Source organism: Streptomyces sp. NPDC048521, assembly GCF_043199855.1.
In the GTDB taxonomy this organism is placed as follows: domain Bacteria; phylum Actinomycetota; class Actinomycetes; order Streptomycetales; family Streptomycetaceae; genus Streptomyces.
The window spans coordinates 29,644-47,582 of record NZ_JBICWR010000018.1 but is presented as its reverse complement, the minus strand read 5'-3'; the positions used below and the strand labels follow the sequence as shown (position 1 = coordinate 47,582).

The window sequence follows — 17,939 nt, the reverse complement described above, 5'->3', positions numbered from 1 at the left end:
CTGGGGCGTCGAAGAGAGCGGTGCCCCGCCGTACGGTGACGGCGGGGCAACCGCGGGTCGCACAGTTGCGGGGGGCTCAGCACTCCTGCCTGAGCGAGCGGGCCGCGTCGTTTCCGACCGCGTCGTTGCTCAGGTTCGAGTCCTTGGTGTGCGGGTAGGAGCGCGTGCTCACGCCGTGGAAGTTCTTCTTGCGGAAGAGGCTCCAGTAACAGCCACCGGTGTTCTTCACCGAGGTGATCTGCTCGTCCACCTTCGACCCGTTGTCGAACTTGTTGTTGGACAGGTCCTTGTCGGAGGAGCAGAACCTCTTCCAGCCTCCCCGGTAGCCGGCGTCGCGGTAGGTGTGCAGCGGCCCGTTGCAGGAGGACGCGGAGAGGCTGCTGACCGGGCCGTGGACGGCGGGCGCGGGAGCCGCGGCGATGATGCCCCAACTGAGCGTGACTGTGGTGACGGCGATGGCGACGTGCCTGGCGAGGCGCATGTGATCTCCCTGGGTTGCTGGAGGTGGTGCGGTCTGGGCTCGGTCAGAAGGTGTTGGCGTTGAGGGCCTTCTGGAGCTGGGTGGTGGTGCTGGTGTCCCAGGTGTCCTGGGGCGTGAGGCCGAGGTGCTTGTTGAGGGCGGTGACGGTCTGCGGTCCGGTGACGCCGTCGGCGGTGACCTGCAGGTAGGTCTGCAGGGCCTTGACGGTCAGCGGACCGAAGGCGCCGTCGACGTCCAGCCCGGCCTCCGTCCTGCTGTTGAGGGCGCGCTGCAGGGCGGCGCAGGTGGCGGGCCCGAACTGGCCGTCCACGGCGAGCGGTGCGGGGGCGGCGACGAGAGCCTTGGGCTTGATGACACCGCTGCGGCCGGCGAGGGCGGCCTTCATCACGGCGGCGGTGTGCGGGCCGTACTCGCCGTCCACGGTCAGCTTGTACTTCGACTGGAAGGTGCGCAGCGCGTGGTCGGTGGCGGGGCCGAACTGGCCGTCGACGGTGAGGCCGGCCTTCTGCACGGCGTTCAGGTTCTCCTGCAGGGTCTTGACGGCCTTGCCGGTGGAGCCTGTGCGCAGGATGCCGTCGTGGCTCGGCATAGGGGCCGCACCGTCGTAGGCGGGGCGGCCGTAGCCGACCACGCAGGCGCGGCCGCGGACCCGGCGGCGGAAGGCGTCGGAGGTGTTGCCCTCCAGGGTGGTGATGGTGCCGTTGGAGTGGACGGCCTCGACCAGGCCGACGTGGTCGATGCCGCTGATGGACCGGCCGCCGGAGAAGTCGAAGAAGACGACGTCGCCGGGGCGGATGCCGCCCAGACCGTAGTGCCAGCGGCCGTGGCTCTGGAAGGCGCGGGCGTGGGCGGTGGTGAGGGCGAACTTGCCCATCACGGCCTTGAGGTTGTCGGAGTGGGCGGCCTCGTAGCTGATGGACATGTCGCACCACGGGCCGGAGAAGCCGTACCACGAGGTGATGAGGTTGTGGTTGGAGCCGGGCGGGTGCTCGGTGGTGCCCAGCAGCTTGCGGGCGGCGGCGATCATTCCCTGTGCGGTTCCCATGGCAGGTCTCAGAGCTCCATGTCGTCGGGGAGTGCGTCGAGGTCGGAGGTGACCTCGTGGGCGGGGTCCTGGCTGACGCCGGTCTGATCAGGGTCGATGTCGAAGACCCCCGCGCCGCCCTGCGGGTAAGGCGGCGTCTGCTCGTTCTCGCTCATGACCACTGGCTCCTTCATTGCTTCACTCGGGCGGTTGGCCGCCTGGCCCGCGCTTGTGCCGGAGTTCCGTCGAGCCGTCCGACAACTCACGCTGGGCCTGGGTGACCGCCGTTCACCATCGAGTTCAGCGGGCCGGGAATTGAATGGGCAGCCGGCTCTGCCGCCCTGAACAATGGCCGCGCCGCAGGTCACGGCCATGCGCTGCGGCAGTGGCCAAAGCAGAGGCCCTCGGATTGCACTCCTGCCACGAGGTTGCGTACCTTATCCGGCCTCGCGCCGCGTCCACGGGGGAGCGGGCGGCTAGAGAGGTGAGCTGGCGATGGCGGGACGTCCTGAGAGCCCACTCGATCCCACCACTGGGCCGGTGGCGCGATTCGCGGCCGAGTTACGCAAACTCCGGGCGGACGCCGGGAGCCCGACCTACCGGGTGATGGCGCAGCGCGCGGGCCAAGGGACAAGCACTCTGTCGCAAGCCGCCGGCGGCGAGCGGCTGCCCACCCTGCCCGTCACGCTGGCCTACGTAAAGGCGTGCAGCGGTGATCCGGAGGAGTGGGAGGAGCGTTGGCGGCAGGCGGCCGCTGAAGTAGTGGCGGAACCCCGAACCGAGGATCAGGACGTCGAGCCCCCGTACCGGGGACTGGCCCGCTTCGAACCGGGCGACGCCGATCTGTTCTTCGGCCGCGACGGACTCACCGACCGCCTGGTCGAGCTGACCCGTGTCCGTCGGTTCACCGCCGTGTTCGGCCCCTCGGGCAGCGGCAAGTCCTCTCTACTGCGCGCCGGCCTCATCCCCCGTCTCCGCAACCCGGACCCGGCCGCCCCACAGCCAGCCGCGCTACGCATCCTCACCCCGGGCGAACACCCCCTGCGCACCCACGAACAGCGGCTGACCTCACAGGGCGGCGACGGGGACACGTGGCTGATCGTGGACCAGTTCGAAGAGATCTACACCCTTTGCCACGACCCGGCCGAGCGCGACCAGTTCATCGACCGCCTTCTGACCGCCACCGGTCCCGGGAGCAGAATGCGTGTCGTCATCGCCGTCCGGGCGGACTTCCTCGGCCGCTGCGCCGAACATCCCGCCCTGACCGCCGCGTTACAGGACGCGACTGTGCTGGCCGGCCCCATGAGCAGCGACGAGTTACGCGCGGCCATCACCAGACCCGCCCAGGCCGCGGGGATGATCGTCGAACGCTCTTTGACGGCGCGGCTGATCGAAGAGGTCTCCGGCGAACCCGGTGCGCTGCCCCTGTTGTCCCACGCTCTCCTGGAGACTTGGCACCGCCGCAAGGGCCGTGCCCTCACCGAAGCGGCGTACGAATCGGCCGGCGGCCTTCAGGGCGCCATCGCCCGCACCGCCGAAGACGCTTTCGGCAAGCTCACCCCCGCGCAGGCCGGCCTTACCAAGCACATGCTGCTGCGGCTGATTACTCCTGGAGACGGCACGCCCGACACCCGACGGCCCACCGACCGCGGCGAACTCGTCAGCAGCGCCCCGGACACCGCACGAGCCGATGCCGACGTGGTCCTGGAACGATGGGCGCACGCCCGGCTGATCACCCTGGACGACGACACGGTGGACCTCGCCCACGAGACCCTGATCAGCGCGTGGCCCAGGCTGAGCGGATGGATCGACGCCGAACGCGACCGCATACGAACCCACCGCCAGCTGACCGAGGCCGCACGAGCCTGGCGGGACCTCGACCGTGACCCAGGCGCCCTCTACCGAGGCACTCGGCTGGCCATCGCCCAGGAGGCGTTCGCGGCACCAGAGCGGCATGCTCACCTCACCCCACTGGAACAGTCATTCCTGTCCGCCGGCCTCGCGGCCCGCGACCAGGAGAAGCAGCAGGCAGCGCGTTCCGCCAGGCGGCTGCGTACCTTCGTGGTGGCCCTGACGTGCCTGGTCGTCCTGGCGCTGATGGCCGGCCTGGTCGCCTGGCAGCAGAACCGGGCGGGTCAGCGCCAACGCGTCCAGGACGAAGCCCGCCGGGTCGCAGCCGTCGCGGAAAGCCTGCGTTCGTCCGAGCCTGCCATCGCGATGCGGCTCAGCCTCGCGGCGTGGAGGATCGCCGAACTGCCGGAGACCCGATCGGCACTGATGGGTTCCGTGGCGCAGAAGGAACAGGACGCGTTCCGGATCCCGGACCAGGCGGACGGTACCGAGGTGTACCTCGACCGCGACGGCCGGACTGCGGTCTCCGTCTCCGGAGAGCGGGTCACTCGGTGGGACGTGCGCAGCCATCGGCAACTGTCCTCGTTCAGGATTCCGGGCATAGCCGACGCCTCATGGCCGGACGTCTCCCCGGACGGCCGCATCCTGGCGTTCGCGTCCACCGGATCCGGCATCCAGGTCTGGGACCTGGATGCCGGCAAGAAGACCGGACAACTGCCCGGGCACGACGAGGACACGGTCTGGTTCGGCCCCAGCGGACACACACTGGCGGCCTCCGGTCCTGACGACGGAACAGGATCCGTGGAGCGGCTGTGGGACCTGCGGCACCGGCGCGTGGTGTTCAAGAACAGGCTGGGCTCCAGTGGTGCGGTGAGTGATGTCGCGACAGGCTCGGCCTTCACCGACGTCAAGTTCACCACCATGAGCCTGGCCACCGTCAGCCCTGACGACCGTCTTACCGCGATGTGCCCCGACCATCAGCTCAAGGTGTGGGACGTAACGCGGCGGCGCCGGCTGCCGGGCGCCTGGGAGACGGCGTTCCACAAGGACGAATGCCGCACCGGCACCATCACCTTCACACCCGACAGCCGCAGGGTGGCCGTCGCCTCCGGAAGCGGCCTGCGTACTTGGGACGTGGCGTCGGGGCGTGAACTGCGCCAGATCAAGCACCGCGGCCTGACGCAGGCCGAGTTCAGCCAGGACGGGCGGTTCGTCGCCACGGCGGACGACAACGAGATCCAGCTGTGGCGGACGGACGATCCAGCCACCCCGGTGTTCCGGATCCCATGGGCCGACGGCCAGGACCTCGGAGCCATCCGGATCGATCTCAAGGCGGGAGTGCTCCGCTGTGCGACAGGCAGTTCGAGCACAACTGTCTGGACGGTCTCGCTGGGACACGCTCTTGATCAGGCCTGGCAGCAGGACACCACCGTGAGCGCGGGCTTCAGCCCCGACGGCGGCCTGCTCGCACAGACCCGGCAGGCCGGAGGCAGGCACCGGATGCGGCTGGTGGACGTACCGACCGGCGAGGTGCTGGCCGACCGACTGCCCACTGCGCCCTGCGAACCACAGTGCTCCGACGTCATGACGTTCGCCTCGGACAGCCGGACCTTCGCCTACTCCAGTGAGGACACCGCATCCGACGAACCGCCCTGGGTCAAGGTGCTGGACACCCGCCATCCGAACCGGCCGACCACACTGCGGTTCCCGCCCACAGCAGACGACATCGAGACCATCGACGCGATCGCACTCGCGCCTGGTGGCCGAAGCCTCCTGGTGTCGCTGTCCGAGGAGCGCACCGAGGTGTGGGACGTACGCCGGAGGGCGAGATCCAGCCGGCTGCCCGGCGTCTGGGGAGAAAGCCTGACGGTCGCGGACGACGACCGCCTCCTGGCAACCACCCAGGGCGACTTGGTCGATCTGCCCTCCCGGGCGGTCACCCACCGTGCACTCATGCAGGGAATCCCCGCTCGCTTGGCCTTCAGCCATGACGGCGGCTATCTGGCCGGAGGCGACGAGTCGGGCTGGGTGACTCTCTGGGGCCGCCACGGCCGGCAGTGGCTGGCCGAGTTCCCTCCTGAGTCCGCCGATGCCGCGGCCGACGATGGCAGCTCGTCGATCGGCGTGTCGGCGCTGGCCTTCTCGCACGACGGCGAAACGCTTGCCGTCGGAACGGCGGACGGCTCGGTCCGGCTGTGGGACGTCGCTTCCCGGCGCCCGATCGGATCCGCCTTCTCCGACCCTGGGGGCGGCGTCATGGCGCTGGCCTTCGGCAAGGACGACCGTACCCTGTACGTCTCCGCCCAGCACATGCCGGTGCTGACATACAGCGTCGATGCACGGCGGATGGCCACCGATGTATGTCGACGCGTCGGATCCGGTCTGTCGCGCGCCAACTGGCACAAGTACATCCACGACGTACCGTACGCAACCTCCTGCTGAACCCGGAGGGCCTGTAGGAGTGGAGTGGGCCCGCGAGGATCAGCAGGCCTCGATCGGAGCGTGCCGCGCGGCCTTCTTCACGGCCTGCCCAGCTCATACCGGTCGCTCTCGGTGGCTTCGTCGTGCCCCGTGACAGCGGCCTGCACTCTCTCGGACGCCTTGCGTCGGCGGCGCCAGGGCGTCGTAGTCGTCACCGGTCAGTCCGGCGAGCTTGGCGTGTTCTTCCTCAGCGGATTGCTCCCGCTTGATCAGCTCATCGGGGACCTGGACTCAGCGCGCGGAGCGGGCCGCTGAGGATCCGTGCCGTGTGACGTCGTTCCCGTCGACGGCGGTCTGGGGGTGCGGCTGAGCAGGGCCCGCGCAGCGCTGGACGTCGGCACCGCCGCGGTGACGCTGTCCGCGGCCGGCCGACGGGCCCCACCACGTCCAGCAACCGTGCTCCGGGCCGGTCTCCTGCAGTGTGCTCCAGCAGCTGTTCCGTCGACTCGGCCAGCCAGGCCAGCAGGGCCTCGCGTTCCCGGGGCACTTCGGGAGACGGCTCGACGTCCCGCGCCGCACCGCCGAGTTCCTCGCCCGGTTGCCGGCTGCCCACCAGCGGCGGTTGCGCACCCCATGGCCTCTGACCCCCGGCGGCCAACGGCCGGCCGGTCTCTGACCCCCACCGATGCCTTCGAGGCATGCCGTCGAACTCCGATTGGTCTTCGACGGCAGCACCGCGCGTCCCCAGAATGCGGGCACCACCCCTTCGCGTTCCCGAGGAGTTCACCGTGTCCCTCTTGTATGCCCGGCGCCGCTGGGCCGTGTTGACCGTCCTCGTACTGGCCCTGGCCCTCGTGCCGTTCTCACCGCTGGCGGCGAGACCCGCGTACGCCGCGACCGCCGTACCCGGTGATCCGCTCACCGGCAGCGGCGCCGTGACCAGGTCGGTGCTGACCGCCGCCGACCTGACCAGCGGCGCGGCCACCGGCACCGTCACCAACGACGCCTTCGCATTGCCCGCGGCGGCCGCCGCCCCGACGCACACCTTCGAGGGCACCCTGACGCTCAACGGCGTGGCCACCGCACGCGGCTTCCGCACCATCAAGGACACCTACCACTACGCGGCCACCGCCGCGCTCAAGCACCTGCCGCCGGTGAGCATCGACCTCGTGCAGAACGGCAGCCACGTCATCCCTGCCGCCCGCGGCCTGCAGATCACCCAGAGTGCGTACTGGAACCTGATCGTCGAGGGCGGCCGCGCCTGGAACGAGAACGGCGACGGGGGCCGCACCCGCGTCTCACTGCCCTTGGCGCTGGTCGAGCGCAACGCCAACTGCGTGCACAACGGCCTGCTGACCTTCCTCTTCGACGACAGCACGATCTCCCAGGTCCGCTACCAGATCACGCACGAGACGTGCGAGTACTTCCAGTTCGACATGTGGGGCCAGGTCGGCGCGGCCTACTCCCGGCACACCGTGACCGGTGACACCGACCTGGAGAACGCGTACGCCGCCGAGGTCGCCCACCGCATCCCGACCAAGCCGATCAGCGCGCTGAGCACCGACTACCCGAACGCCGGCATCGACACCAGCGCGTTCGGCAGCGGCATCACCGCCTCGGCGCTGAGTACGTGATCGCCCCGGGCAGCATGACCGCGAGGGCGCATCGCACCAGTGGGGAGAAGACCCGCCGCCTGGCCCAACCTTCCGCGCACCAAGAGGACCTGCGCACCGTCGCCTACCAGTTGATGGACGCCGTCGGCCTGCAACGCGCCCTGCTGACCGGGATCGTGCTGAACGGCGAGGACTTGATCGACGCCGGCCAGGTCATCCGACAATCAGCCTGGACGGCGCCCGGGAGTCGCCTGGTGGCCGTCGGCGACAGCCCCGGCCCTGGGGCTTCCCCTGAGCGATCATGACGGGGCAGAACCGCCATCAGCTGGCGTGCGCTGACGCCTGTAGTGACGAGCTGCTCGGGCGCGGTTTCCGCATGACGGCTTGCACCACTCCTGCCGCCCGTGGCTCTTGACGAAGTAGCGCACGCAGCGGGGCGCGGTGCAGGATCGCAACTGCGTGCACTGCGGGCCGCTGAGAAAGTCGATGGCGGCTCGGGCCAGGGCCGCGACAAGCCGAACGTACGGATCGCTTTCCGCCGACAGCAGTCGGATGGTAGGGACTCCTTCGGCGGGCCAGTCGATCTGCGGGGCGACGAGTTCCCGCGCGGCAGCCGTGTTGAGGTGGGCCATTGCCTGGTCAGCAGTCATCAGGCGATGGGCGTCCGCCGGGCTGGGGGGAGCGGGACTGACCACTCGGGCGAACAAGGCCCGGACTGCCTGCCGAAGCTCGATGATCCCGAGCCTGAGATTTTCATCCGCCGCGAGTTCTCCAGCCGGAACGTGGCCGGCCAGCAGATCCCCCTGCTCTTGGATCCAGTGCGTCGTCCCCTGGACCGTGGCGAGGTCATCGGCGACGCCGCCATCTCCGTCGTGGCGAATCGTGCTCGCCAGTTCCAATGCCAGCCAGCGCTCCACAAGGCATCCCCTTCCATCTCGGTGCCCGGTCGTCAGCCACTTGATCACATCCCTGCGCACACCCTAAGGTCTCTAACGGAAAATGAAGAACTTCCGTTAGAGACGGGAGTGGGTGGAGACACCTGCCCTGGCACAGGTCGGCGGCTGAGCCCGCCATGGGAGGCGACTGCGGAATGACGCTGCTTGCACAAATCAGCGACCTGCACCTGGACGGCAGCGAGAGGGCAACCCGACGCGCCACCCGCGTCATGGACTACTTGCGAGCCCTGCCCCACCCGGTTGACGCACTCCTGGTCACCGGGGACATCGCCGATCACGGCGAGGAGGCCGAGTACGAGGAAGCAGCTCAGATCCTGACCGCCCCCTTCCCCGTGCTCACCTGCCCCGGAAATCACGACGCGCGACCGGCCTACCGCAAGGCCCTGCTCGGAGAGGCACCCGACCACGGCCCCATCAATCAGGCCCACCACATCGCCGGCACCACCATCCTGATGTGCGACTCCACCATCCCGGGCCGCGACGAGGGACGCCTCGACGCCCAAACACTCGCCTGGATCGACACCACCCTCACCGCGCTGCCGCAGGACACCGCGGCACTGATCGCCTTCCACCAGCCGCCGGTCGAACTCCATCACCCCCTGCCCGACTCCGGCATGCTCGAAGAGCCTGGACAACTGGCCGACTTGCTCGACGCGCACCCGCAGGTCGCCGCCGTCCTCACGGGCCACGCCCACACCGCGGCCGCCTCGACCTTCGCCGCGCGTCCGCTGATCGTCGGACCGGCCATCACTTGGACCCTGCGCATGCCCTGGGAGGGCGCCAAGGCCGCAGACCGCGACCAGCCGCCCGGCCTTGCGTTCCACATCCTGTCCGACGACCGGCGCCTGACCACCCACTACCGCGTCGTGCTCTGATCCCCCGCTCGCACGATCCGGAGGCATTGTGGTCCATCCCTACGCCGTCGCGGGGTTCCTGGTGGCGGTCCTTCCCCTGATCGCCACCCCCGGAGCCAGCCTGGCCCTGCTGATCCAACGCGTCACCGACAGCGGCCGTCGTCAGGCTCTTCCTGTCATCCTCGGCACAGTCACCGGCCTGTACATCCACGCCATTCTCGCCATAGCCGGCCTGTCAGCCCTGGTCATGCACTCCAGCCTGGCCTTCACCGCCGTCAAGCTCATCGGTGCCGTCTACCTCATCGGCCTGGGCATATGGACATGGCGTTCCGCCGCACCGAACGCGGCACCCGTCCCCTACCGCCAACGCCGGCCGAAGGGGGCGGACTCTGTCTACGCCCAAGCGTTGCTCGCCAACGTCCTCAACCCGAAGGCGGCAGCTATCTACTTGACCCTGGTCCCCCAGTTCATCGCACCCCGCCAGCCCTTCGGCGGCCAGATCCTCACATTGGCCACCGCCCACGCGCTGCTGATCGCACTCTGGCTCGCCGTGTGGACCTTCCTCGTCCTGCGTGCCTCACACGCCCTGCACACCTCCCGCTTCAAGCAAACTGCCGCCAAGGTTACGTCAGCGGTCCTCATCGCCCTCGGCATTCGGAGCGCCCTGACGTAGGCCGAGAGCCACCTCCTGACTGTCGGCAAACGACCGTACCGGGCCGGCCTCGCGACTCGCGGAACGGACCGGACCTCGCCCACGCGCTGCCGGGCGATCAGCCACTCCTGCCAGTCCGTTTCCGCCTCCGCAAGCTCGGACAGCACCCGGTCCGCCTCCTCCCGCAGCCCCTCCACGCGCTCCCGCGCGGCCGGCTCCCGTTCCTCCAGCAGACCCACGACCGAAGCCATTCCGGCACCTCCACCAACGAGACAACCCGACGGCCCGAGCATGTTTCGCCGACCCCGACATCAAGCATGACCTGCGGAAACCGCCCCGGTGTGTCAACTTAACGGCTGATCTTGGGTTGTTGAGGTGTCAGTTGCTCGGTGTCAGGCGGCCCTCGAAGGCGATCTGGAACGCGTTCAGGGGTGCCTTCCAGCGCATGGTCCACCGCTTGCGGCCCTTCCCGGTCGGGTCCAGGCCCATCAGCGCCATGTAGACGCATTTCAAAGCGGCGGCCTCGTTGGGGAAGTGTCCGCGAGCGCGGACGGCCTTGCGGATGCGGGCGTTGACGCTCTCGATCGCGTTCGTGCTGCAGATGACCTTGCGTATCTCGACGTCGAAGGAGAGGAAGGGCACAAACTCGGCCCAGGCGTCCGACCACAGCTTCACGATCGCCGGATACTTGGCGCCACAGGACTCCTGGAACTCCAGGAACCGCTCCGTGGCCGCATCCTCGCTGGGCGCGGTGTAGACGGGCTTGAGGGCCTTGGCGACCTTGTCCCAGTCCTGACGGGCGGCGTAACGGAACGAGTTCCGCAGCAGGTGAACCACGCACGTCTGGACAATCGTGCGAGGCCAGACGGTCTCCACGGCCTCAGGAAGACCCTTGAGCCCGTCGCAGACCAGCATCAGCACGTCGTCCAGGCCGCGGTTCTTCAGCTCGGTGAACACGTGCAGCCAGTACTTCGCGCCTTCGCCCCCGTCGCCGGCCCAGATGCCGAGGATGTCGCGAGTGCCGTCCACGGTCACGGCCATCACCACGTAGATCGGACGGTTCGCGACCTGTCCGCCTCTGATCTTGACGTTGATGGCGTCCACGAACAGGACCGGGTAGACGCGGTCGAGGGGACGGTTCTGCCATTCGGCCATGCCGTCCATCACATTGTCAGTGATGGTGGAGATGGTCTGCTTGGACACCTCCGCCCCGTAGACCTCGGCGAGATGAGCGGAGATCTCCCCGCGGGTGAGACCCTTCGCCGAGAGCGACAGCACCATCTCGTCGACGCCGGTCAGGCGGCGCTGCCGCTTCTTGACGATCTGCGGCTCGAAGGTGCCGGCGGTGTCGCGGGGCACCCTCACCTCCACCGGGCCGACGTCGGTGAGCACGGTCTTCGCCCGGGTGCCGTTGCGGCTGTTGCCGTTGTTCTTCCCGGCCGGGTCGTGCTTCTCGTAGCCGACGTGGTCGGTGATCTCGCCCTCCAGGGCGGACTCCAGCACCCGCTTGGTCAGCTGCTGCAACAACCCGCCCTCGCCGGTCAGCTGCAGTCCCTCTTTCCGGGCCCGGTCAACCAGCATCGCAACGAGCTGCTCGTCCGACACCGCACTCGACGGTGCCTGAACCACCTGCTCAGCCTGCTCGTTCCCCACGGCGGTCTCCGTCATCAGACGCGTCTCCTTGATCATCAGATCCGCCGTTGATTAGACACTCCCCTTTCATGAGGGAAGGTACTGATGAGCAATCAGGGTACGAGCGACCATCGCTGACCTGTTGTTTTGCCTCCTGGGCGACCTCTGCCGAGCATCCGCTGCATTTCACCTTCGAGATGAAGTCCTCGACGTGCCAGTTCCTCTTTGACCGTAGGGTGAGGTCGCTGCGCTTGACTCCACATACGTCCAACTGGGGAGGATCTCGTTGGTCTCGAAGGACACGGGCTTGTCCTGGCCGGCGAGCACAACGGTTCGTCCGCTGAGGCTGGCCTCAGGTGTGCGCCAGCCAGACCAAGTGCCCACCTCGAAGTTCTTGAGCCGACGCAGACCAGGACGAAATCGGCCGCGCTGACATGGCTGGTTCGCGGTCGGCACCCGACGAGCCAGACTTGTAGAGTGGGGTGAAGGTTCTTCTGCGTAGCGGCGAGGGCGGACGATGCAGCTGACGTCTGCACAGGTATTCCATCACCGATGGTGCGCGGCGCTGGCCGCCCAGGACACGGCCGCGCTGCGTGAGCTCTACCATGCCGACGCCGTGCAGCTGTCGGTGGGCACCGGCCGCACGCTGCTCGGTGCGGAAGCGATCGCGGCTGGTTTCGCGGAGTTCTTCGGTATCGCCGGCGCTGTCAACACGACGGGAGTCGAGAACTTCATAGACCTCGGCACCTCGTTCGTCGCGGAGTCCACGCAGTCGACCGGCTTCGCGCAGGCCACGTCCTACGACGTCTTCGCCCTTGACGGCGGCCGCGCCCGCTTCCACGCCGGTGGCTCGATCTTCCCACGCTCGCCCGCCGCGTTACCAGCCCAGGATCCCGCCGCCCCGGGCCAGGCGTTTTTCCGGCGCCTCTGGGACGCCATCAGCATGCAGGACGCCGCGACGCTCACGAGTCTCTACGCCCCCGACGCCGTGCACGCCTCCGTGGCCGGCACCGTGCGCGGCGGCCAGGTGATAACGGACAGCCTCCGGCAGCGCTGGCGGCAGGTCGGCCCTCCGCAGCTCAGGAGCTTGTCATGCTTCGTCGAGGGCCCGGACGCGCTCGCGGTCGAAGGCACCGCGAACCTCGGCTTCGGCCCAGATGTGCGGCTCGACGTGGAATTTTACGAAGTCTGGCTGCTGCACCAGGGCCGGGCGGTGTTCGTCACCAACGGCCTGATCAGCCCCCGTCCGGCCGAGCTGCGCCAAGGTCTTCAGCATTACGCCGACAACCAGATCCGCAACATTCAGACCGTCGCCCAGGGCCTGGCCAATCTCCACGCTCCCCGGTATTGGTACTAGCTAGTGATGCCGATCTTGCGGTCAGTACAGCGACGCTTGGCCGGAACCGCCCCCGGGCGCGGAGGAAGATGTTTCAGCGGCACACTGTGACGGGCAGTAGCGTCACGCTGTTGGCCCCCCGGCCACAGCAGCCAACTGGCGTTTCTTGGAGGGGACATGGCCACCGGCACGGTGAAGTGGTTCAACGACGCGAAGGGCTTCGGTCTCATCATCCCGGATGAGGCCGGCGAGGAACTCCCCGTTCATTACAGTGAGATCCGAGTGGACGACGGCTTCAAGTCACTTGCGGAGAACCAGAAAGTCCAGTTCGAGATCAAGACCGGCCCCAAGGGCGCACAGGCTGTCAACGTCGTGCCGCTGTAGCCCCCGGCACTACGACCCAGATAGCGCCCGGTGCGTTTGCGTACAGCGGTTGTGTCACCTCGCGCTTTCGCGAGGTGAGCTGTCCAGGAGTTGATCAGAAACACGGAAAGGGGCCTTGACCTGCAACGATACGACTTTCTGAGGGTCCTGTTGGCTGCAAGGAAAAGAGCGCTTTCCAGGTGAAAGAGCCTATTTCGCCGTACCCCCGTGTCTGTGTCCAGGGAGACGGTCGGCAGGTGGTCTCACAGGCCGGTGCGGTCCTGCTGCTGGAGACGGTCCGTAAGATCGGCCTGACCAGGCGATACCCGCGCAACTGGCGTCCTGGCGCAAGCCCCGGACCGTCCACGACCCGGGCAAGGTCCTTCTGGACCTTGCTCTGGCGGTCGTGCTGGGCGGGGACTGCCTCGCGGACGTTGCGGTGCTGCGGTGTGAGCCGGCTGTTTTCGGCCCGGTCGCTTCCGACCCGACGGTCTCCCGCCTGATCAACGCCCTCGCCGCCTCGGGCGAGAAGGCCCTGCAGGCCATCCGGTCCGCACGGGCCGAAGTCCGCACCCGGGTCTGGTCGTTGGCGGGCAAGAACGCCCCGGACGCCGACGGACAGGTCACGGTCGATCTCGACAGCGTCCTCGTGATCGCGCACTCCGACAAGGAGGACGCGGCTGCGACCTGGAAGAAGACCTACGGCCATCACCCCCTGACAGCCTTCGTCGACCACGGCCCGGGCGGAACCGGAGAGCCGGTCGCCGCTCTCCTCAGACCGGGGAACGCGGGCTCTAACAGGGCCGCCGATCCCACAGTATGAGTTCTTCGGGGCGGGAGCGCAGGCGCTCGTCGGACTCACGCAGTGCTTCGACCACCTTGCGCACGGACTCCTCGTCCGGGCAGTAGTACCGGCAGTCGGAGAAAGCGATGGGCTTCTCGTCCTCGCCGCGCTCGGCATCGATCCTGCTGAGGACGCGATGACGGCATCTCTTACGCGGGCGCCACCCTGCAGGAATGCGTCATCTACTAGCCCGGCGACGGTCGGGGTGCGGATGCTGGTCCGCCCCGGTCTGCGGTGCCTGGCCCGGTCCGGCGCCCTGTCGTCTCGTACGCCGTGAGTCCTGCCGGACGCTGGGGCGGCTGCCGCTGCCTCGTACCGCCGGGCTGCAGGCCACGGCGCCCGGCGGGTCGATCTACGGGGTCAGTGCGGAAGGAAGACTTCGGTGCCGGGGCCAAGCGGCCGACCTGCGGACCAGGCGGTTGAACCGGCTCAGGCCGGGCGTCGAGTCCGAGGGCTTTCCGGCGGGCGGCCGGGAGGCGGGATGGGTCCGCTCGGGGCGGTTACGAGGCGCTGCAGGGGGTGTCGTTGTTGCGCAGGCTGTGGGTGGTGTCTTGAGCTGCTAGGAACGAAGTATCGGCGTCCGCGCACCGCCGTGCGAGTCATCTCAGGGGGCTGAACGGGTCTTCGACGAGAATGCTGTGCGTCCCGGGCACCTGTGTTGCCAGCCCTGGGGGAATGATCTGGACGACGTTGCCTTGGCACCCCGGGACGTTGTGGACGCGGACGGGCACGTCCGTGAAGTTGAGTACGGTGGACAGCTGGGCCACCTCGTAGCAGCCGAGCGGGTGGTTGTGGACGACTCCGTCGATGCGGAGGAATCCGTTCGTGGCGAACGCCGATCCGGGAACGGTGAGTGCAAGCATGCCGGCGGCCGCGAATATGGTGAGTGTCGAGCTGATGCGACGCATGGCGCGCCTCCTCATGGGCAGGTCGGAGGGTGTTCCAGCCCTGCAAACGACCGTACGGAAGTGTGCGGGTACTGCATCCCGGTGTCGTCCGGACGGGCGACACCGGCCCGTGAACCACCGGGGCGGGGCATGCGGCAGCGTCCGGGTCCGCTCGCCGGGGACGATGGGTGCACCGCCCGACCGCCGTCCACCGCCGGTGCGGAAGTGTCGGACCGCGTTTGAGATCTGGTATGGAACGATCCCTCGGTGACTCGCCCCCGAACCGTGACCGCTCCCTCGAGGAGCTGGAGGACGATCGTTGGCCGGCCCCGTCAGCCGACGCGACTCGCCTTGTGGCGACCGCGCACGCGCTTCGGCGTAAGCCGATCGGCGCGCTGACAGTTGCGGACATGAGGCTGCTGACCAGGCAGAACGAGGGCCTGCCCTACCTCCTGCCGCTGGCGTTGGAGGTCCTGCGGCTGGATCCGATGGCGGAGGGTCATATGTACGAGGGTGATCTGCTTGCGGCGGTGCTGACCAGGAGTCCAGAGATCTGGAGTACGTCACCCGAGCTCGGGCGTGAGCTTCGCCTGATCGTCTCGGATCTGAGCGATCTGACGCCGGGCCTCAAGCACGAGGTGGAGCGGTTCCTGGCTCTGTGACACGCCAGCGGCACCGCCCTGCAGGTGCCCAGGTGGGGGCACCGTTTACCAGGGCTGTCGTACGAGCGGGCGCGGGCCCAGCCGCCTCGCGGGACAGCCGCGGGTAAGACGACGAACCATGACTCCGATCATCGCTCAGCGGATCATGGACTCCGCGTGGCCGGACTGGTCTCGTAGTCTCTGGCGAGGCGCCGATGGGTGGTGATCCACGACAACGTGCGCTCGATCGCCCACCCCTTGGGCTGGACTTGGAAGCCTCGCTGACCAGGGTCTTTGCGAACGACCTCCAGTTCTCGGCCGAGGATTTCAGCGGTCCAGTCAACCAGGCGGCCGGCGAAGCCTTGGTCGGCTGAGATCTTGTGAAGGCCCGGGTGGTCGAGGCGGGTCCACAACAGCGGGCGCTTCGCACCGTCGCAGTCCTGCACATTCGCAGCGACAACATGGACGGCCAGGAGCAAGCCGAGCGTGTCGGTTACGAGGAACCGCTTACGGCCCTTGACGTTCTTCCCGCATCGAAGCCCCTGGTGGGGACGGGGACGTCTCGCTCGGTATCTCGGCCGCCAACCTGGATGACAGTCAAGCTCTGGTTCCGCTGATGCGTGGCATCCCACCGATCCGCTCCCGCTACGGCCCCAGGCGGCGCCGTCCGGCCAAACTCCACGCGGACAAGGGATACGACTTCGATCACCTGCGCAGTTGGCTACGCCGCCGACAGATCGTGCCCCGGATCGCTCGACGCGGTGTGGAGAACTCCAGCCGCTTGGGCCGGCACCGCTGGGTCGTGGAGCGAACCATGTCCTGGCTGAACGGGCGCCGACGATTGCACCGCCGCTACGAGCGCAAGTCTGAGCACTTCCTCGCCTTCGTCGGCATCGCCGCAGCCCTCATCTGCTACCGCCGGAGTGACAGAGCTGGCCAGAAAGCGAGATCACCGCCACCCCCATCCACGGCGATCCGGCGCGCGTACGGTGAGGTGACGACCCGCCGGGAGGACCAGATGAGCGCGCAGCCCGACCACGCACCCGTCCCGCCGTACGCCCCCGCGCCGGGGGCGCCGGCCGAACTCCTCGCCCAGCTGCGCGCCGACCGGCGCGCCGACACCTGGGTAAAGGCATTCGAGCGGGAATGGGCGGCCGCGCTCGAGGACTCGCGCCGCACGTTCTCCCTCGGCAGGCTGTACGCGGTCGTCCAGGACTGGCAGGGCCGCCTCGCCTCGCCCCGGCCGTGGACGCGTTTGTCGCCTCCGGCTACGACGACAGCGAGTTCATCGACATGGCGGAGCTCCGCGGGCGGCGCCGGTGACCGCACAGCAGCCGTACGCGGTCCGTTTCTCCACCCCGGCCGCGAAGGGAGGGGACTGTCAGTGCCCGGCGCCGGCCCGCTTACCTGGGGCATGCCCCAGATCCTCCGTCACGGGCAGGCATTCGGCGAGCAGGTCGACGACGTCGCGCCAGGCTCGCTGGGCGTGCCGTGGGTGGTAGCCGACGCCGGGGACCACAGGGTGGCCGACGGGCGGGTGGTGGAAGGCGTGCAAGGCGCCGCCGTAGACCGCGAGACGCCAGTCGACGCCCGCGGCCTGCATCTCAGCGGTGAACGCGTCCCGTTGCGCGGGCGGCATGATCGGGTCTTCCGACCCGACCCCGGCCCACACCGGGCAGCGAATGCGCGCCGCCTCGCCCGGTCGGCCCGTGGTAGTTGCGTTGACTGTCCCGATCGCGCGCAGGTTGACGCCGCCGCGCCCGAGTTCCAGCGCGATGGCGCCCCCGGTGCCGTAGCCGACGGCGGCGATCCGGTCGGGGTCTGTCCGCGGTTCGGTGCGCAGCACGTCGAGCGCCGCATGGCCGATGTCCCGCATCCGGTCGGGATCAGCGAGCAGCGGCAGGCAACGGGCCAGCATCTCCTCGGGGTCGCCCAAATAGCGCCCGCCGTGAAGGTCGAAGGCCAGTGCTATATATCCTAGTTCGGCGAGAGCGTCGGCCCGGCAGCGCTCGACGTCGCTGAGCCCCATGCCCTCTGGTCCGAGCAGCACCGCGGGCCGGCGGTCGACACCGGCCGGGAGCGCGAGGTGCCCGATCATCGTCAAACCGTCGGCCGGATACTCGACAGTACGCGTCGTAATCGTCGTCATGAACTCGACCGTAGTGATCGTCGAGCCCGGTCCGGTTGGTGTTCTGCCGCTGGCAGATCAGGCAGTGTCCCTCTGAAATACGGCGAGGGCTCACGAGAACCGTCACGGACCTCCCCGTCCCCACGGCAGCGCCATCGGATCACCTGCCCAGGCCACGGTGTTGGAGGCTGACCCTCGCGGCAGGATTCTGGGCTAAACCGACGCGCTCCCGTGAAGGGCGTCACCAGCTGGTTCA

General features: G+C 68.5%; 16 protein-coding genes and 3 pseudogenes. 11 read left to right on the top strand and 8 right to left on the bottom strand.

What is annotated here, in order from left to right:
• Positions 1-76: 76 nt before the first annotated feature.
• From ACGFRF_RS32575 to ACGFRF_RS32565, 3 genes are read right to left on the bottom strand one after another with little or no spacing between them, the layout of a single operon-like run.
• A complete protein-coding gene (locus tag ACGFRF_RS32575; RefSeq protein ID WP_393746146.1) occupies positions 77-481 on the bottom strand; it encodes a hypothetical protein in 405 nt (134 codons plus the stop codon).
• Positions 482-524: 43 nt separating this feature from the next.
• Positions 525-1,526 carry a peptidoglycan-binding protein gene (locus tag ACGFRF_RS32570; RefSeq protein WP_393746144.1) on the bottom strand — a complete coding sequence of 334 codons (1,002 nt, stop codon included), beginning with the start codon at positions 1,524-1,526 and terminating at the stop codon, positions 525-527.
• 8 nt (positions 1,527-1,534) lie between these two features.
• Positions 1,535-1,681, bottom strand: a complete 147-nt coding sequence (locus tag ACGFRF_RS32565) for a hypothetical protein (protein WP_393746142.1) — start codon at positions 1,679-1,681, stop codon at positions 1,535-1,537.
• Positions 1,682-2,045: 364 nt separating this feature from the next.
• Between ACGFRF_RS32565 and ACGFRF_RS32560 the strand changes: the two genes are divergently transcribed.
• The 3 genes from ACGFRF_RS32560 (at position 2,046) to ACGFRF_RS32550 (ending at position 7,695) form a co-directional block, all read left to right on the top strand.
• Entirely contained in the window at positions 2,046-5,798 is a 3,753-nt protein-coding gene (locus ACGFRF_RS32560; RefSeq protein WP_393746140.1) for a DNA-binding protein, read from the top strand.
• A gap of 767 nt (positions 5,799-6,565) precedes the next feature.
• Entirely contained in the window at positions 6,566-7,411 is an 846-nt protein-coding gene (locus ACGFRF_RS32555) for a hypothetical protein (protein ID WP_393746138.1), read from the top strand.
• Positions 7,412-7,425: 14 nt separating this feature from the next.
• On the top strand, positions 7,426-7,695 hold the full coding sequence (locus ACGFRF_RS32550) for a hypothetical protein (RefSeq protein WP_393746136.1): 270 nt from the start codon (positions 7,426-7,428) through the stop codon (positions 7,693-7,695).
• Here ACGFRF_RS32550 and ACGFRF_RS32545 read toward each other — a convergent pair.
• Positions 7,690-8,307, bottom strand: coding sequence for a CGNR zinc finger domain-containing protein (locus ACGFRF_RS32545; protein ID WP_393746134.1), 618 nt, complete (start codon positions 8,305-8,307; stop codon positions 7,690-7,692). The two genes, ACGFRF_RS32550 and ACGFRF_RS32545, sit on opposite strands and share 6 nt — an antisense overlap.
• A gap of 173 nt (positions 8,308-8,480) precedes the next feature.
• Between ACGFRF_RS32545 and ACGFRF_RS32540 the strand changes: the two genes are divergently transcribed.
• Together ACGFRF_RS32540 and ACGFRF_RS32535 are read left to right on the top strand one after the other, a co-directional pair.
• Positions 8,481-9,221, top strand: coding sequence for a metallophosphoesterase (locus ACGFRF_RS32540; RefSeq protein WP_393746132.1), 741 nt, complete (start codon positions 8,481-8,483; stop codon positions 9,219-9,221).
• Positions 9,222-9,249: 28 nt separating this feature from the next.
• Positions 9,250-9,873 carry a LysE family translocator gene (locus ACGFRF_RS32535; RefSeq protein WP_393746130.1) on the top strand — a complete coding sequence of 208 codons (624 nt, stop codon included), beginning with the start codon at positions 9,250-9,252 and terminating at the stop codon, positions 9,871-9,873.
• 357 nt (positions 9,874-10,230) lie between these two features.
• Here the strand turns inward: ACGFRF_RS32535 and ACGFRF_RS32530 are convergent, their stop codons facing one another.
• The gene (locus tag ACGFRF_RS32530) at positions 10,231-11,433 is read right to left on the bottom strand and encodes an IS256 family transposase (RefSeq protein WP_393746352.1); all 1,203 of its coding nucleotides are present in this window, start codon (positions 11,431-11,433) and stop codon (positions 10,231-10,233) included.
• 568 nt (positions 11,434-12,001) lie between these two features.
• Between ACGFRF_RS32530 and ACGFRF_RS32525 the strand changes: the two genes are divergently transcribed.
• The 3 genes and pseudogenes from ACGFRF_RS32525 to ACGFRF_RS32515 form a co-directional block, all read left to right on the top strand.
• Complete coding sequence (locus tag ACGFRF_RS32525; protein WP_393746128.1) at positions 12,002-12,841, top strand: nuclear transport factor 2 family protein; 840 nt, start codon at positions 12,002-12,004, stop codon at positions 12,839-12,841.
• A 156-nt stretch (positions 12,842-12,997) separates the two neighbouring features.
• On the top strand, positions 12,998-13,204 hold the full coding sequence (locus ACGFRF_RS32520) for a cold-shock protein (protein ID WP_393746126.1): 207 nt from the start codon (positions 12,998-13,000) through the stop codon (positions 13,202-13,204).
• A 179-nt stretch (positions 13,205-13,383) separates the two neighbouring features.
• Positions 13,384-13,994, top strand: a pseudogene (locus ACGFRF_RS32515) (transposase); the annotation flags it as partial.
• Between the two features lie 632 nt (positions 13,995-14,626).
• Here ACGFRF_RS32515 and ACGFRF_RS32510 read toward each other — a convergent pair.
• Positions 14,627-14,935 (bottom strand): hypothetical protein, encoded by a 309-nt coding sequence (locus tag ACGFRF_RS32510; protein WP_393746124.1) that lies wholly within the window; start codon positions 14,933-14,935, stop codon positions 14,627-14,629.
• Positions 14,936-15,165: 230 nt separating this feature from the next.
• On the opposite strand from ACGFRF_RS32510, the gene ACGFRF_RS32505 reads away from it, so the two are divergent.
• On the top strand, positions 15,166-15,576 hold the full coding sequence (locus tag ACGFRF_RS32505; RefSeq protein ID WP_393746123.1) for a contact-dependent growth inhibition system immunity protein: 411 nt from the start codon (positions 15,166-15,168) through the stop codon (positions 15,574-15,576).
• A gap of 143 nt (positions 15,577-15,719) precedes the next feature.
• Here the strand turns inward: ACGFRF_RS32505 and ACGFRF_RS32500 are convergent, their stop codons facing one another.
• Positions 15,720-16,187: a transposase gene (locus ACGFRF_RS32500; protein WP_393746121.1), complete on the bottom strand. Its 468-nt coding sequence runs from the start codon at positions 16,185-16,187 to the stop codon at positions 15,720-15,722.
• Between ACGFRF_RS32500 and ACGFRF_RS32495 the strand changes: the two are divergent.
• A pseudogene (locus tag ACGFRF_RS32495) lies at positions 16,115-16,474 on the top strand (transposase); the annotation flags it as partial. The gene ACGFRF_RS32500 and the pseudogene ACGFRF_RS32495 overlap by 73 nt on opposite strands.
• 99 nt (positions 16,475-16,573) lie before the next feature.
• Positions 16,574-16,878 (top strand): annotated as a pseudogene (locus ACGFRF_RS32490) (DUF6247 family protein).
• A 58-nt stretch (positions 16,879-16,936) separates the two neighbouring features.
• Here the strand turns inward: ACGFRF_RS32490 and ACGFRF_RS32485 are convergent.
• Positions 16,937-17,704 carry a dienelactone hydrolase family protein gene (locus ACGFRF_RS32485; RefSeq protein WP_393746119.1) on the bottom strand — a complete coding sequence of 256 codons (768 nt, stop codon included), beginning with the start codon at positions 17,702-17,704 and terminating at the stop codon, positions 16,937-16,939.
• Positions 17,705-17,939: the final 235 nt, after the last annotated feature.

Coding starts and splice junctions, on each gene's coding strand:
- ACGFRF_RS32510 (WP_393746124.1), bottom strand. CDS start 14,935: ATGCGTCGCATCAGCTCGACACTCACCATATTCGCGGCCGCCGGCATG.
- ACGFRF_RS32505 (WP_393746123.1), top strand. CDS start 15,166: ATGGAACGATCCCTCGGTGACTCGCCCCCGAACCGTGACCGCTCCCTC.
- ACGFRF_RS32540 (WP_393746132.1), top strand. CDS start 8,481: ATGACGCTGCTTGCACAAATCAGCGACCTGCACCTGGACGGCAGCGAG.
- ACGFRF_RS32525 (WP_393746128.1), top strand. CDS start 12,002: ATGCAGCTGACGTCTGCACAGGTATTCCATCACCGATGGTGCGCGGCG.
- ACGFRF_RS32485 (WP_393746119.1), bottom strand. CDS start 17,704: ATGACGACGATTACGACGCGTACTGTCGAGTATCCGGCCGACGGTTTG.
- ACGFRF_RS32570 (WP_393746144.1), bottom strand. CDS start 1,526: ATGGGAACCGCACAGGGAATGATCGCCGCCGCCCGCAAGCTGCTGGGC.
- ACGFRF_RS32530 (WP_393746352.1), bottom strand. CDS start 11,433: ATGCTGGTTGACCGGGCCCGGAAAGAGGGACTGCAGCTGACCGGCGAG.
- ACGFRF_RS32520 (WP_393746126.1), top strand. CDS start 12,998: ATGGCCACCGGCACGGTGAAGTGGTTCAACGACGCGAAGGGCTTCGGT.
- ACGFRF_RS32565 (WP_393746142.1), bottom strand. CDS start 1,681: ATGAGCGAGAACGAGCAGACGCCGCCTTACCCGCAGGGCGGCGCGGGG.
- ACGFRF_RS32575 (WP_393746146.1), bottom strand. CDS start 481: ATGCGCCTCGCCAGGCACGTCGCCATCGCCGTCACCACAGTCACGCTC.
- ACGFRF_RS32550 (WP_393746136.1), top strand. CDS start 7,426: ATGACCGCGAGGGCGCATCGCACCAGTGGGGAGAAGACCCGCCGCCTG.